The organism is Cupriavidus basilensis, assembly GCF_000832305.1.
Classification (GTDB): domain Bacteria; phylum Pseudomonadota; class Gammaproteobacteria; order Burkholderiales; family Burkholderiaceae; genus Cupriavidus; species Cupriavidus basilensis_F.
In genome coordinates this window covers 3,438,573-3,451,992 of record NZ_CP010537.1, presented here as the reverse complement: position 1 = coordinate 3,451,992, position 13,420 = coordinate 3,438,573, and the positions used below count along the sequence as shown (strand labels likewise).

At 58.9% G+C, this 13,420-nt stretch carries 16 protein-coding genes and 1 pseudogene; 4 read left to right on the top strand and 13 right to left on the bottom strand.

What is annotated here, in order from left to right; all coding sequences use genetic code 11:
• Positions 1-788: 788 nt before the first annotated feature.
• Genes RR42_RS35650 through RR42_RS35630 form a run of 5 tightly spaced genes read right to left on the bottom strand, consistent with a single transcriptional unit; the run spans position 789 to position 4,333 of the window.
• The gene (locus tag RR42_RS35650; RefSeq protein WP_144410052.1) at positions 789-1,202 is read right to left on the bottom strand and encodes a hypothetical protein; all 414 of its coding nucleotides are present in this window, start codon (positions 1,200-1,202) and stop codon (positions 789-791) included.
• Between the two features lie 58 nt (positions 1,203-1,260).
• Positions 1,261-2,556, bottom strand: a complete 1,296-nt coding sequence (locus tag RR42_RS35645) for an MFS transporter (protein WP_082055235.1) — start codon at positions 2,554-2,556, stop codon at positions 1,261-1,263.
• A complete protein-coding gene (locus RR42_RS35640) occupies positions 2,553-3,308 on the bottom strand; it encodes an MBL fold metallo-hydrolase (protein WP_043356974.1) in 756 nt (251 codons plus the stop codon). The genes RR42_RS35645 and RR42_RS35640 overlap by 4 nt, the downstream gene beginning before the upstream one ends.
• Positions 3,309-3,321: 13 nt before the next feature.
• Positions 3,322-3,672: a DsrE/DsrF/TusD sulfur relay family protein gene (locus RR42_RS35635; RefSeq protein WP_043358518.1), complete on the bottom strand. Its 351-nt coding sequence runs from the start codon at positions 3,670-3,672 to the stop codon at positions 3,322-3,324.
• A gap of 7 nt (positions 3,673-3,679) precedes the next feature.
• Positions 3,680-4,333: an ArsR/SmtB family transcription factor gene (locus RR42_RS35630; protein WP_043356972.1), complete on the bottom strand. Its 654-nt coding sequence runs from the start codon at positions 4,331-4,333 to the stop codon at positions 3,680-3,682.
• Between the two features lie 253 nt (positions 4,334-4,586).
• Between RR42_RS35630 and RR42_RS39290 the strand changes: the two are divergent.
• Positions 4,587-4,825: pseudogene (locus RR42_RS39290) on the top strand (EamA family transporter); the annotation flags it as partial.
• Between the two features lie 109 nt (positions 4,826-4,934).
• Here RR42_RS39290 and RR42_RS41390 read toward each other — a convergent pair.
• The 7 genes from RR42_RS41390 to RR42_RS35600 all read right to left on the bottom strand — a co-directional run bounded on the left by RR42_RS41390 (position 4,935) and on the right by RR42_RS35600 (position 8,218).
• On the bottom strand, positions 4,935-5,198 hold the full coding sequence (locus RR42_RS41390) for a GDCCVxC domain-containing (seleno)protein (protein WP_082055234.1): 264 nt from the start codon (positions 5,196-5,198) through the stop codon (positions 4,935-4,937).
• Positions 5,199-5,225: 27 nt separating this feature from the next.
• Complete coding sequence (locus RR42_RS35625) at positions 5,226-5,783, bottom strand: RNA polymerase sigma factor (protein ID WP_043356971.1); 558 nt, start codon at positions 5,781-5,783, stop codon at positions 5,226-5,228.
• A 2-nt stretch (positions 5,784-5,785) separates the two neighbouring features.
• Positions 5,786-5,995 carry a YgaP family membrane protein gene (locus RR42_RS35620; RefSeq protein ID WP_043356970.1) on the bottom strand — a complete coding sequence of 70 codons (210 nt, stop codon included), beginning with the start codon at positions 5,993-5,995 and terminating at the stop codon, positions 5,786-5,788.
• Positions 5,996-6,105: 110 nt separating this feature from the next.
• Positions 6,106-6,546: a hypothetical protein gene (locus tag RR42_RS35615; RefSeq protein ID WP_043356968.1), complete on the bottom strand. Its 441-nt coding sequence runs from the start codon at positions 6,544-6,546 to the stop codon at positions 6,106-6,108.
• A gap of 112 nt (positions 6,547-6,658) precedes the next feature.
• The gene (locus RR42_RS35610) at positions 6,659-7,387 is read right to left on the bottom strand and encodes a cytochrome c biogenesis CcdA family protein (protein WP_043356966.1); all 729 of its coding nucleotides are present in this window, start codon (positions 7,385-7,387) and stop codon (positions 6,659-6,661) included.
• Positions 7,387-7,773 carry a thioredoxin family protein gene (locus RR42_RS35605; RefSeq protein WP_043356964.1) on the bottom strand — a complete coding sequence of 129 codons (387 nt, stop codon included), beginning with the start codon at positions 7,771-7,773 and terminating at the stop codon, positions 7,387-7,389. The genes RR42_RS35610 and RR42_RS35605 overlap by 1 nt, the downstream gene beginning before the upstream one ends.
• A 10-nt stretch (positions 7,774-7,783) precedes the next feature.
• Entirely contained in the window at positions 7,784-8,218 is a 435-nt protein-coding gene (locus RR42_RS35600; protein ID WP_043356962.1) for a c-type cytochrome, read from the bottom strand.
• Positions 8,219-8,545: 327 nt separating this feature from the next.
• On the opposite strand from RR42_RS35600, the gene RR42_RS35590 reads away from it, so the two are divergent.
• Complete coding sequence (locus RR42_RS35590; protein WP_201777378.1) at positions 8,546-9,376, top strand: DUF6969 family protein; 831 nt, start codon at positions 8,546-8,548, stop codon at positions 9,374-9,376.
• A gap of 444 nt (positions 9,377-9,820) precedes the next feature.
• Complete coding sequence (locus tag RR42_RS39275; protein ID WP_330218533.1) at positions 9,821-10,279, top strand: glycosyltransferase family 4 protein; 459 nt, start codon at positions 9,821-9,823, stop codon at positions 10,277-10,279.
• Between the two features lie 96 nt (positions 10,280-10,375).
• Here RR42_RS39275 and RR42_RS41890 read toward each other — a convergent pair whose 3' ends face one another.
• Positions 10,376-10,741, bottom strand: coding sequence for a DUF3562 domain-containing protein (locus RR42_RS41890; RefSeq protein ID WP_419188902.1), 366 nt, complete (start codon positions 10,739-10,741; stop codon positions 10,376-10,378).
• A gap of 977 nt (positions 10,742-11,718) precedes the next feature.
• Here RR42_RS41890 and RR42_RS35580 point away from each other — a divergent pair.
• The gene (locus tag RR42_RS35580; protein WP_052495197.1) at positions 11,719-13,323 is read left to right on the top strand and encodes a methyl-accepting chemotaxis protein; all 1,605 of its coding nucleotides are present in this window, start codon (positions 11,719-11,721) and stop codon (positions 13,321-13,323) included.
• Positions 13,324-13,420: the final 97 nt, after the last annotated feature.

The window sequence follows — 13,420 nt, the reverse complement described above, 5'->3', positions numbered from 1 at the left end:
GGCACGCGCAGCTGTGCCTGCGAGGGACGAATCAATCCAGCACAATTCTGCATTGGTGGTCGAGCAAGTCGCTGCTGCAGCAAGCATGCCGACGCGGCAACCGCAAGCTTGAGGGCTCGGCTCTCACCCGAGCGTGACCCGCCCCGGCAGGTCAGATTAACGCGATGACTGCCTGATGCCATGCTGCCTGCGATTGTCCACTACTAGTCGTCGTGTCCGTGTCGGCCGTGCTCCCCGTGACCATGCTCCCCGTGGCCACGCCCGCGCCACCTGCGCTCGCCTTGGTCGTCGTCGTCATCGCGTCCCCGCCAGTAAGGGGCATACACGGGAGCTGGCGCTACGACAACCGGTCGAGGGACATACACCCGCTGCGGTGCAACATACACAGGCGGAGCCACATAGACCGGCGCAGGTTCAGCATAGATTACACCGGGTACGCCGATGCCAATGTCGACGTTCACATGCGCTTGAGCCGTAGACGTCACAGCGAGCAGCGCGCCGCCGAGCGCTACGATGATTGCAAGTCGCTTCATTTTCAAATATCCAGCTTTTCGTTGGCGCAATTGTACGTGCACCGCAGCATCTCGGTGGATGACTGTGTCGAGGGCAGCGGGCGTCATGCTCACGAGGCATGCATTGGCAGTCCCGCTTTGCGCGTGCTGCTTTGAGATCTACACGGAGGGATGCCTCAAAGATTGCTCGCGGCCATGGTTGCCGATGCGATGCCGACGGACCTTCGAGACACTACGTTCGGGTAGGAGTAAACATCGTGTCTAGCCGATATTTAATTAAGGCAAGCGGCCGGAATTCTCATGAAAAATGAAGACAATCGTCAGAATTTTCTGCGCGAGCGCAGTGCCGTCCTTCATGGCTAGCTCCCAAACTTCCTGAGAGAATTGCGTGTGCATTGGCCAGCCAACCTTGAGGCCGAGTATGAAGAGTAGGAAGGCGAGTTCATTACGTGCTGGCTTTGGTTTGTAAGGTCTTGCAAATCGCGCATAAAGGGACCAGGCCTGTGCCAGCCATTCCGGCGTGAACTGTAGTTCCGGGAAGATGTCCTTGATGCGTATCCCCAAATCGGGGTCGAACTCCAATTCTGCTGCTGCCATGCGTTCACGCAGCCAGTGGGCATCCAAGAAATCTAACTTATTAAAACCGAAGAGAATCCGGTCGACGTTTGCAGAATTTGGCATCGTATTCACAAAATGTTCTCAAACTTCTCTTGATTGGCGTCTCTTTCTAGGCTTGTAACGTTTGCCGTTAGGGGGAAGGGTTGAGGCGCGGATGCGTTTCTTCGCCCCAGTGGTAGAGCACAAGGCCAGACAGGCCCATGGCGACGGCAACGAACCAGAAGGCACTCTCCACGCTGCCGCCGAGCGCTGCGGCGGCACCCAGGCCGAGCGCACCGATGCCGTAGCCAAGGTCCCGCCAGAAGCGGTAGATACCGATGGCGGATGCCCGCCAACTCGGGTGCGCGATGTCAGCGACTGCGGCGCTCAGATTGGGGTACAACATGGCCATGCCCAGTCCGGCGAGCGCAGCAGAAACACTCCACCAAACCGCGCCACTCCCCATCGGTAGCATGGCCACGCCAGTTCCGCACACCCACATGCCCCAGACATTGAGGTGTCTGCGTCCCACCTTGTCAGAAAAGCTGCCGGTAAGGAACTGGGCGCCGCCCCAAGTGAATCCATAAACGCTGACAATCCAGCCGATGCCGGGCAAACTGACTCCCTTCTGGTGCAGATAGACCGGCCAGAGGGCCCAGACCAATGCATCGACGAATTTTTCCACCAGGCCGGCCTGGCACAATGCGGCCATTCTTCGGTCGCGCCAGGTCATCAGAGCGAACATTTCGAAGGTGGAGGGCTGTTCGCTGACACCGGCGGGATAGCGCGGGCGTAGCATCGTCGGTGACGCGCCTTTGGCGTGTTTCTTGACCTCGGCATGGGCCCAAGGCATGGTCTCCACTACCGCTAGCCAGGCGAGTAGCGTCGCCAGTCCAATCACTGCGGCGCCGAACCATAACAGCCCATTTCTCGGCCCGAGCCAAGACGCGGCATACCCAGTGACGATTCCCGCAACTGCCACCCCCATGTATCCGGAGAACTCGTTGAGGCCGATGACTAAGCCACGCTGGTCAGCCCGCGTGATGTCGAGCTTGGCGGTCTGTGTCATCGACCACGTCAGGCCCTGATTGACGCCTAGCAGGACGGTCGCTAAAACAATCCAGCCCCACGTTGGAGCGAAATAGACCAGTGGAGGAATCGGCAGTGCGACCAGCCAGCCAATGAGCAGCACACGCCGGCGGCCAATATGCTCAGCCAGACGGCCAGCGATAAAGTTCATGGCGCCTTTAACGAAACCAAAGGCGACGACGAAGGCCACCAGCAGCATGAACGAGCCACGCGGTACACCGAACTCGCTCTCGGCCAGGGCCGGTACGACGGTGCGCATCATACCAATGGTCATCCCCACCAGCAGGACCTGAAGCAGTTGCTGTAGAACCTGGCCCAGGTTGGCGCGGATACCGAAGTCTATCGAAGAGGGGGTCAAGGGCACGCGACCTCGGGCGCAATGCCATGCCGATTGGCCTCAATGATGCGTGCCATGTCTTGCGGTTGCGGGGGGATGTCGACAGTCACAGCATCGACAAAGGCCTCACGCGACATGGATAGCATCGGGTTGAAGCGCTTCTCGAATCCGATGGTGGATGCGGGCTTCCCAGACAACCCCGCGCCACAGGCGCTACCGGCCTGGTGTCCCGGGTAAATCTCAAGGTCGGCAGGCAGGGTCAGGAGCTTCTGGTGCAAGCTGTCGTACAACCGGGCGGCCATCTCTCGCTCTTGACCAGCGAGGTCCGGACGTCCGACAGCGCCGACGAAGAGCGTGTCACCGGTGATGACAAACCAAGGCTCGTCGCCTCGGCGCAGGTCGCGTACAAGCAAGCAGACGCTGTCGAGTGTATGGCCGGGAGTGTGCAACACGTCGACCAGCACATTGCCCGCCTCAAGCCGCTGTCCATCGGTCAGGGGCGCGAAGTCGAACGCGACCTGGGTCTTGTTGCTTTCGTGCAGGTAATACGGCGCGCCGACTCGTCGCGCCAGCACGGGGCTGCCAGAGTAGTGGTCAGCATGCACATGTGTGTCGATGACGTGGGCAATCACGACGCCCGCGTTTTTGGCTTCGGCGATGAACCAGTCCTCATCACCGGCAACCACGTCGACGGCAACGGCCTTGCCGATACCAGCGCAGCCAAAGAAATAGGAAAGAGTGGCGTTCTCTGCGAGACGCTGACGGAAGAACATCGGAACTCCTTTGTCAAAACACCAGCGCCTTGTCGGACCAGGTGGTCCATTGCATCAACTCGTCGAGATTGCTGCGGTGAGCGCCTGCAATAAGGCCTTCCGCCGTCATGCCGCGCGCATCCATGCAGGAGCCACAGACATCGATGACACCGGCGTGGCTGACAACGGAGCCGAGCATCGCCTCGAGGTTGTAGAAGCCGCTTGGCACCTTCTGGTGACGGTGCGCAGCCAATGCCGCGTCGCCCATGAGGAAGCCCCTGACTTCGTTGCCTTCCTGGCGAGCTAGTGCCCCTGCCAACCGTGTGCCGTTGTAAGTACGTTCGTTGCCATATGGAGCATCGTTGAGTACGACAAGAGTCTTCATGGTCAATCTACGCCTCTACAGGCAGCCCATGCGCGCGCCACTCGGCTACCCCATCAGCCAAGTGGAAGGCGCGGTAGCCCTTGTTTCGCAGCAGTTTGACGGCGTCCCTGGCCATCAGGCAGAAGGGTCCTCGACAATAGGCAACCACTGGCGTGTCCTTTGGGAGGGCAGCGAGCTTCTTCTTAAGTTCGCTCAACGGCAACGAACGAGCGTGCGGCAAGTGGGCAGCGGCGAATTCCTCGGCTGGCCGCACGTCAAGAATTAGTACTTCCCCAGCCTTGGCCTTCTTCAGGATGGCAGCCCGGTCGAGCTCCTCCAAGTCGTCGCTGTGGTCGACGATAGACGCGAGCGCCACCTGCAAGTCCACCAGCCGCTCTTCGGCTTCCGACCGCAGGTTCACCCATAGGTCAGCAACGCTGGTGCTTGCCAGGCGGTACAGCACATATTTGCCGTCCCTGCGGGTCTCAACTAGACCTGCATTGCGAAGCTCCTTGAGATGCGCACTCGTCAGCTTCACGCTGATTTCTGCCTGGACAGCCAGTGTCTCGACAGACTTTTCCCCTTGGCACAGGAGTTCAATCAACTCCAATCGTTTGGGGCTGGCGATAGCTTTTCCGATGCGCGCTACCTGCTCATACAGGTGGTTCTTTAGTTCTCTCATTTCGACATTCTAGAGAGTGTTAGAATGTCCGGCAAGTTTACCTTCGAGGTTGTAGTGCTTCTTAAGGGAAGGCATCCATTCTTTCGGAGGGAGGGCGCAGTGGCCCCTGTGGAAACGGCCTGGGTACTACTGAGGATGGCCGTCATCATTGATGGCCGTGGGGGCGCAGGAAAGAGCTTCAAGTGCTGGAGTGCCCCGGGGTCGCCGCAGTTAGCGCGATAATAGATGTTGTCTTCCTTGCTCCGATTTCTACATGTCCATCCGCGCTGCCGCACCTGCGTTAGCCGCCGCTCTGCTCTTTGGAGCAAGTACGCCTCTGGCCAAAATGCTGGTCGGGTCCGTTGCTCCGCTGTTGTTGGCCGGGCTCCTCTACCTAGGGATTGGGCTGGGATTGGGCGCAATTCTCGCTGGCAGCGTGGCTGGCCGGCACCTTTGAAGGAGGGGCTCGTGGTGACTGATGGTGCGTCAGCTTCATTGCTTCTGAACGTTGAGGCCAAACCTCCAGCAATCCCTGTTGGGGAGGGAGCTGCGCATCCTCCAGAAACGCTATTCGTCCCTGCCTTGGGCCCAATGTTCTTCGGCGGCAATCCGACCGTGGTCTTTACTGCGGCCTCACCTCTGATATCGCGCTGACGCTGCAACAGCGACGAGCTCTCTGCATGGACGGACACTTCACGGAGCCGTAGCTGCAAAAGACCCAGCAGTCGCCAGGCAACGGACGAAGCCGCATATGGCAGCCCTCGCACTCGTAAAAGAAGAGGCACGCATCTGTGGGCATTTCAAGTTCGACGGCCTGGCCACACGCCGGACAGGTCAGTGTCGAACGCAATTGAACTGTAGTTGCATCCGTTGGGGGCGTGCTCATATTTTTCGCCTCTGGTCTTCCGCTTGCTCACGGCCCAGCGGGTGGCGGATGCGGGGTGATATCCGGACCCAGCATGTATTCGCGCACCAATTCCCGTGCGCGATGTAACCGGCTCTTGATGGCGCCATGGGGCTCGCCCAGGCGTTGCGCAATCTCGGCAATCGTCAATTCTTCGAAATCGCGCAGCAGAACAACTTCCAGATAGTGCGCGGGCAGGGACTCGAGGGCATTGGCGAGGTCAACCCGGAGGGCATCGTCACTTCTGCGGGCCAGCAGTTCCTCGGCAATATCCTCCGGCAGCGGGTCGTGTTTGAACATCATCCGCTCAAGCCTGCGGCATTCGCGCTTGATGACCATGAAGAGCCAGGAAGAAAACGCCGCCGCCGCCTTGAGTCCTTTGACCTTGCGCGAGATGATAAGCAGCGACTCCTGTACGGCATCGTCGACATCGCTGGCCTGGCAGTGCTTGTAGGCATAGCGCCGCGCATCGGCCTGACAGACAGCCAGCAGACGGGAGATGGCGGCCGGGTCTCCCGTCTGCGCGGCCAGTATCAGGTTTTCACGTTCGATTCCGCTCGCCGCCATGGCTACTGCCTCTTGTCCAGTTTGCGACCCACCATCGCGCACATGGGACAAAAGCCGAACAAGCCGGTCATGGCCAGCATCGCGCCCGTGATGCCCAGGCCGATGGCCAAGCTCGAACCACCCCAGTTCATCACGGCATAGCCCAGGCTCATCAGGCCCATGATGACGCGCAGGGTGCGTTCCCAATTCGGGACATTCTTCACATAGAACATGGCGATTTCCTTTTATCGGTCAGCAGTTGAGGACCGTCCTCGAAAACTAAGAGGCTTCTATCGGGAAAAACGGTTCGCCGAGAATGAAAGAAACGCGTCCATGCGTCCATTTACTGCTGCGCGGCAACCATCTGGCCGTCCAGAATGAAGATGCGGTCAGTAGGATTGGCAGACTTGATGTGCAGGGTTCCGGCGCCTTTCAGGCTCTTGAAGCTGCCGGTGCCTGAGACAACCTCCCAGAAGCCGTTGTCGTTAATTTCTGGCTTGCCGTCCTTGCCGGGCAGGAAGACGGCGCGGACGGTCCACTTGATATAGGCCACGTTGCCCTCGCCCTTGGTGGCAACCAGGTAGCCGCTCGGGTCACCGGAAACGCCGGGTACGATGTCGTGACGTCCGTATTCGACGATTTGTGCTCCATCGAGCAAGCCTGAACCGGAAGCGGTGCCTTCCCTTTTGACCATCAGCACGAAATGTCCCGTGCCGTCCTTGAAATCGAGCTTGATTTGCTCCTTGGGAACCATGGTCGCCTGTACGTTCAGCGGGGCTGCCATAGCCGTGCCGGCGCTGAGGAAAGCGATGCTGAGAGCGAGTGTAGCGAGCCTGCGAAGGCTGACTGGATGTTTGCGCACGGGAAGCCTCTTTGAAGATGTTTAGGAATCAGGGTTAGAAACGCGTGGTCAATGCGGTGAGCCACGCAGGGGAATGGTCCACCAGCCAGGCCTCCATGGCCTTGTCGGTTCCGCTCAGCATAAGCCCGGCGACGGCCACCATGATGACGCCCATCGCAATTTTTCCAGTCTTTCCCGCCCGCATGAGGTTGCCGCGCATTTTCACCATGGCACCACGAGAAACGTAGGCCAAGGCTACGACGGGTAAGGCCGCGCCGATTCCAAATACGCCCATGAGCAGCGCGGCCTGCGGCAAATGCGAACCCTGGCTGGCAAGCACGACAGCCGCACCAAGGGTGGGGCCCACGCAGGGACTCCACACCACGCCCAACATTAGGCCAATGGCGAACTGGCCCCACAGCCCGTCAGGTTGTGCCAGGGAAATCAGGCTGCTGCCAGCGGCGCTCAGGCCCGACGTGGCGGTGGCGAAGCGCTGCTGCAGGCTACCTGACAGCAGGACGACGCCCAGCAGGGCGAGCGTCGTCGCCCCCAGAAGACGAAAAACACCGGTGTCGATGCTCAGGGCCGTCCCGGCCCAGGCGAGCAGGGTCCCGATAGTTGCGTAGGAAATGGCCAGACCACCGGCGAGTGCGAGTGGTGCACGCGGGTGCATACTTGTTGCCGACCCGAGCAGGACGGGAACAAGAGGCAGGACGCAAGGCGACAGCGTTGAAAGGAGCCCGGCCAGAAAGCCAAATCCGTAGGAGCCGAAACCGAGTTCCATCAATTGACCGTTTTCCTGATGAGGCTTTCGATGCCGGAAGGCGTCGTATCGCCAACCGACCGCCCGACTTCCGAAGCGCCCTTGAAGGCCACCAGCGTGCTTTGCATGCCAACCTTGAACTTCTTCAGCGCGGCCTTGTTGGTGTCGAAGTCGACGGTCAGCACCGTTACATCCTGGTAGGCGGACTGCTTCAGGAGGCCTTCGATGACGGGCTTTTGTGCCTTGCAGGTCGGGCACCAAGTTGCGCTGACCTCAACGACCACGGGGTTGCCCGCGTGGGTCAGTTGGTCGAACACCTGTGGTGTGTAAGGCCGGATTTCGCCGGCCCTGGCCAACGAAACCAGAGTGGTGAGGCCAATCGCAACGACTGTTCGCAAGATTTTCATAGCACCTCCTTTACTGTTTCGTCGGCTTAAACGTTCTTTGCTCTTGTTCAACGAAGGCGACCAGCGCCGCCAATTCCTTTGAGTCCCAGGGCAGCGGCTTGGCGGCCATGGGCATCACCATGCAGGCCTGAATCATCTCGTCCAGGTAAACCTGCTTGCGTCCCAGTTGGTCCCTAGCCATGACGACCGTGTGTGGATAGGGCTTCGCAAAACTGTCCGAATACGAGGCATGGTTGGCGTGGCAGGTCGCGCAGGACATCCCGTTCGTTGACAGCTTGGGGTCGTGGAAGAGCCTTTCGCCGAGCTTTGCGTCGCCCTCGCGGGGCTTGTAGCCAGCAGGGCGCACGGTCAGCGCACTCGCATCACCCTCGGCGGAAGCGGTCGGGGAGAACAGGACCGAGGCAGTACACAGCGCCATCAGCGCGGTGAGCGTGAGTTTTTTCATGGCGACCCTTTTCGTGGGAGGAACACCCACTAAGAGGCGACCTGATGCGAAAACGGTTCGCGTTCTGCGCAGAAAAAATTCTTTGATGGCGCGAACCCGCTTGGCGCCTGGGGCCCTCTTAGTGGTCGAGGAAGCCTGCTGCAACCTCGCGTTACCTTACTCCCAAGGAGGCATCATGAAAACACCACTGAAACTCATATCGCTCGCCACCCTGACCGCCGCCACCTTGGCATTGCCGGCGGCCGCACAGACACAGGAGATGAAGGGCTCAGCAAAGTGCCAGCCGAGGGCTGAGACGGCGAAGTGCGGTGCAAAATGCGCGGGCAAGTGCGCGCCCAGGAAGAGCATGGAGAAGGCAAAGTGCGGCGCCAACAAGTGCGCGCCAAAATGTGCCCCGAAATGCGCCCCCAAGAGCTGATATCCGTGGCCTGGCTCCGGCAGTCAACGAGTCCGGCCAGTGACGCCGCGCGCGTCGCTGGCTTGCGCTTGCTCAATGTCTATGCGGACCTGGCCCAGCGAGAGGAACATCTTTTAGGTGGCCTGTTGCGCGGTCAGGCGCCGAGGCAATGGACGCACTATCCGGAAGAAGATGCTATCGACGTGAAGAGCGGGTACCAGTGGTTCTATCACTCACACTCCCCCGAGGACCGGCCTGGCACCTCGGAACATGGACATATTCACTTGTTTGCGCGCCCCGAACTTTGGGGTCGACGGTTTCGGTCGCGGCGAGAAGTGGTGTTCTCAAAACATACGGGGGGAGCCGAACATTCGGTCAGCACGAGGCATCTGCTGACAATCGGCTTCGATGCCAAGGGGCTTCCGAAGAGCCTCTTTATGGTCAACAGCTGGGTGACCGGCGATTTGATGCTCAGCACCGAAACAACGACTGAACTGCTGGACCGCATGGTGCTGGACACCGGCAATGCGGATGTGGATGCCGTCATCGAATCGGTCACGCGCCTTTTTAGAACCGAAATACGGGACTTGCTTGTGAGGCGAGATGAGGTGCTCTTCGGATTCAAGGGCGACAGCGTGCTTTCCAACGAGTCGCTTGAGGTGCTCTCAGAGCTTGCAATTGACGTCGACTCGAAACTTTCTGATTGGGATGGGTCGTTGGATTCTTTGGTCCAGAGCGACCACAGGTCTTCCTGGCCTTGATTGAGATGCTATCGGCCAACTGCCTCTTTTGGCTTTCCCCAGTTCGCCCCTATCAGATTTTCTTGTTTTGGCGACGAGTAGGCGCAGTGCCACAGCGATTCCGCAATCCGGAGGGCAACGTTTGAGGCATCAATTCTTAACACCTTACTCGTCTTGCAACGGGGCTATGTTGACATCAGCTGTGCCATCGAAATCGTAGAGGGTCGTTCGCCGAGGCAGTGTTTGCGGTCCCGTGGCGATGTACTCCACGCTTAGTCGTCATCGTCTCTCTGGCACTCCCTCTGCTCATGCTCTCTCCTTCGCAGGTCGCGCGTTATTAGCGCTCAATCCTGGCTTGCCTGCGCCAACCCCACTGTCGGGGTAAGCCCAAGTGAACGTGGCTTGTCATTTTCCGTAATAATCGCCTAACTTGCATGTCGTCGGGAACCGGGCAACGGAATAGATATGAAAGTTCTACTCACGAATTTCCACCGAGGAAATGGCGGAGGCCACGATACTTACGTTATGAGCCTGTTGGGTGAATTGGCGCGGAACCACGATATAACACTGGCCGTTCCTCACACGAGCAGGCTATTTCGGCTGGCGGGCTCACTCGCATTGGTTCGCTTGCAGGCACTTGACTTCTCGCCACGGGGTCTTGCTTGGTTAAAGGAGTTGTGGGTGCTCTGGCGGCTTCTCAGCTTCGGGCGATTCGACATCATTCATGTCAATGGCTCCTCCGACCATAAGCTTGTTATGCTTACCAGGCTTGTTGCAGTCCGTCGGCCATGCATTGTGTTCACCAAACACAATGACCACCAGAGTCGCAGTGTGGGCAATTCCTTGCGTGCATGGCTAGGAACACCATGTTATCGCCGTAAGCGGTTACGTGGCGACCAAGCTGAGCGACTCGCCGTATTATAAGGTGCCGGTCACAACGATTCTGCACGGAGTCGACACGGACTATTTCGCGCCCGTTGCGCGGTGCCATAAGATTCGGACACAATAGGGCGCGTCGAGCTACCCACATATAGCGCTCGGTACCAATGCTGCGCCATCGTGAGCAGAGTGGTGGCTCGCAACTCCGGCCTCGCTCGCGGCGGGGCGGTTCGCACGGAGCTCAGGTTCCACTTCTACCTGAAAGTCCATAAGGGCCTCTTGTGCCGTCAAGCCGGAGGAGAGTGTTTGAATTCCGGACTCGCCGTTGACATTGCGCAGCCGAGCGATTGCGCGCTTTGCTGCGAACAAAGGCAGATAGACGTGAACTCGGGCATCGGCGCTTAGTTCTAGGAAAGCAGCGAGGTAGGTTTCCCGGACGACCTCGGCGGGGAAGCCTGTCTCCATCGCGATTCTTACGACTAGATGGTCTTGGTCCTCTGTTTTCATAGTTCCCCACTTTCTTCTTGGGCGGCCAACGGGCGTAAGCGCTGTACTGCTCTTTGCCATCAATTCGATGTGACGGCAGGGCTCCATGTGCATCCGCTTCTCCTCAAGCCCATCACCTCCGAGGCGGTGCGCCGCCGGTAGGGACGGTTTATTACTCTAGTCAACTTTTAGGGCCATTGCTGAGGTGAGTGTGTTTCCGCCGCCGACGCTCGTTGGAGGTGAGATTACGACACATGCAAAACATGACCAACGCTTGTTGGCAAGGTGCCCAGTCTTACGCGTTGCCTTGAATTTCCGACATAGAGGCGAGCTGCATGTCGCCTTTGAGGTGCCAACTGGTCCTGGGATTTGCTCCGTGAGCGGTCCATTGCCATCAAAGAGATTCATCGCCTAGTCCAATGCCGCCGGGAGGCCGATTCCACAAGTGGTCTGCAGGCTACGTCCGCAATGAGGGGGCTCAATGCCAATAACACGCGACATGCGCCAGTGGGTACCTGAATGTGCTAGGGCTAAGGTACTCGGGGTACTCGGGCCGCGCTGGATGGAGCCATATTTGTCATCAGCCACAGCCGTCATGGGAGTTGACGGCGGCCAAGTACGATTGCCAGCTATGTACGCGAGGACGTCTCAGTTTCGAAGCTGGCTAGATGTCGGCGAGGTTAGCGGGAAGAGAGGCACACCGATACGGATTGTGTCAAAAATCGTCACCCCCAACGGAGCATGTACCTGTGTGCCGGGTGGACACCCTAGCGCGTAATTGTTGCAATTTTGTGAAATTTTCTGCGGGCGGAAAATGCTCCTTGGCCGGGCGCACTCACATCATTATTTTCAACTCTTTTCAGCAGCATCCTGTCAGCGTCGGCGGATGCCTTGAATGATGCTCGGGGTGAGGGAGTTTTATGAAGCTTTTGTGATGCTCCCTAAAGATTGCGGAAGCCATGGCGTTAAAGGCCGGACTCCCCTCATTAGGTCCAAGCATGTCTCTTCCTACCCAGTTTCCCATTTTGCGCCGCTTCCGCTCACTGTCGCTCATCGCTCGGCTATGCTTCGCGCTCGCTTTTGTCTATGTATTCGGTGCAGCCGTCGGTGTGACCGGGATAGGAAGCCTCGTATTTGTCAGGCATACCACAGACCATCTGTACGATAACGACCTGGGTGGCGCCTTGATTGCGGAGCAAGCGCAATCCGCCATCGCCGAGACCGCCCGTGCCCAACTCTCATTGACGGCCGCCACGAGCGGGGAGGAACGTGAGGTCGCAAAACAGGAGATGTTGAATGGGATGAAGACACTCGACACCCTGCTTGCCGACACCCGCCTCACCACAAACAGCGTCGTTGCAGACGCGCGCAGCGAACACAAGAAGGCGAAGGAGATGGCCAGCGCCTATATCGAGCTGATGCTGCGGCAGCCGCTTGATGCCATCCAGTTCGACGCCACCGTATCCGTGGATGGCCATTTCCTTGCGGAGCAACTGCAACGCCTCACGGTGACGGTCCGGAAGCTCAAAGACCAGCAATTGGCACAGGCGAAGGCTACGATGGCTTCTGCCTCGGCGTCGCAAAGCTCAGCCCAACTCATCATGGTGGGACTGCTTGCCATCAGCCTGCTTGCCTCGGTGGCGATGGCCTATGCCATTGCTCGGCAAGTGAGGACCGAGCTTGGTGGTGAGCCAGCGGACGCGACGCGCGTCGTCGACCGTATCGCTGCCGGTGACCTCAGCCTGGCCATTGCAGTACGAAAGGGGGATACCTCCAGCATGCTGGCAAATCTGGCCAAGATGCAGTTGGAGCTCAGGAACATTCTGTCTGGTATTAAGGATGCCGCAGCCTCGGTCTCGGTCGCGACGAAGGAGATATCGTCGGGCAATCAAGATTTATCGTTGCGCACTGAGCAGCAGGCTGTCTTGCTCGAGCGGGCAGCGACGTCAATGCAAGAGCTGCTTGAAGATGTCAACCAAGCCCGGGCCGAAGCGAAGGAGTCCAGCGCAATCGCGGCCGCCATGCTGGAAGCGACGACAGATGGAAGCAAGGTCACAGAGCGTCTCGCCGGAAAGATGACCGACTTGCATGGCCATTCCCGCTCGGTTGCTGAGATTGTGCAGCTTATCGAGACTATCGCTTTTCAGACGAACATACTGGCGTTGAACGCTTCCGTGGAGGCTGCCAGGGCAGGTAGCCAAGGGCGCGGCTTTGCGGTCGTTGCTGCGGAAGTGCGAACGCTGGCTCAACGCTGTGCCGCCGCTGCAAAGGAGATTGGTGGAGTCATCGCAAGAACCGTAGCGGACGTGGATGCAGGTGCGGCTCTGGCTCGCGACGCGACTGTGTCAATGGCCGGCGTACGGCAATCGGTTGAGCGGACAGTAGCGTTCGCTACCGCGATGCAGGCGACTAGTCAGAGTCAGGCGGACAAGATTCAAAGGCTCAGCACAGCGGTGCATGCGATGGACGCATCGACACAGCAGAACTCCGCGTTGGTCGAGCAAGTCGCCGCTGCGGCAAGCATGCTGCATCAACAGGCTGAAGGTCTTTCTGTCGATGTGGCGACTTTCAAGCTTGACGTCTCTGGTCTTACCCGAGCATGACCGACTCGGCTAGTTCAGATTGGCTCGACGGCTGGCTGCGCTGTTGGGGATACATCTAAACCGCAATTACCGGGGGCATCCGATATCAGTATGGCCC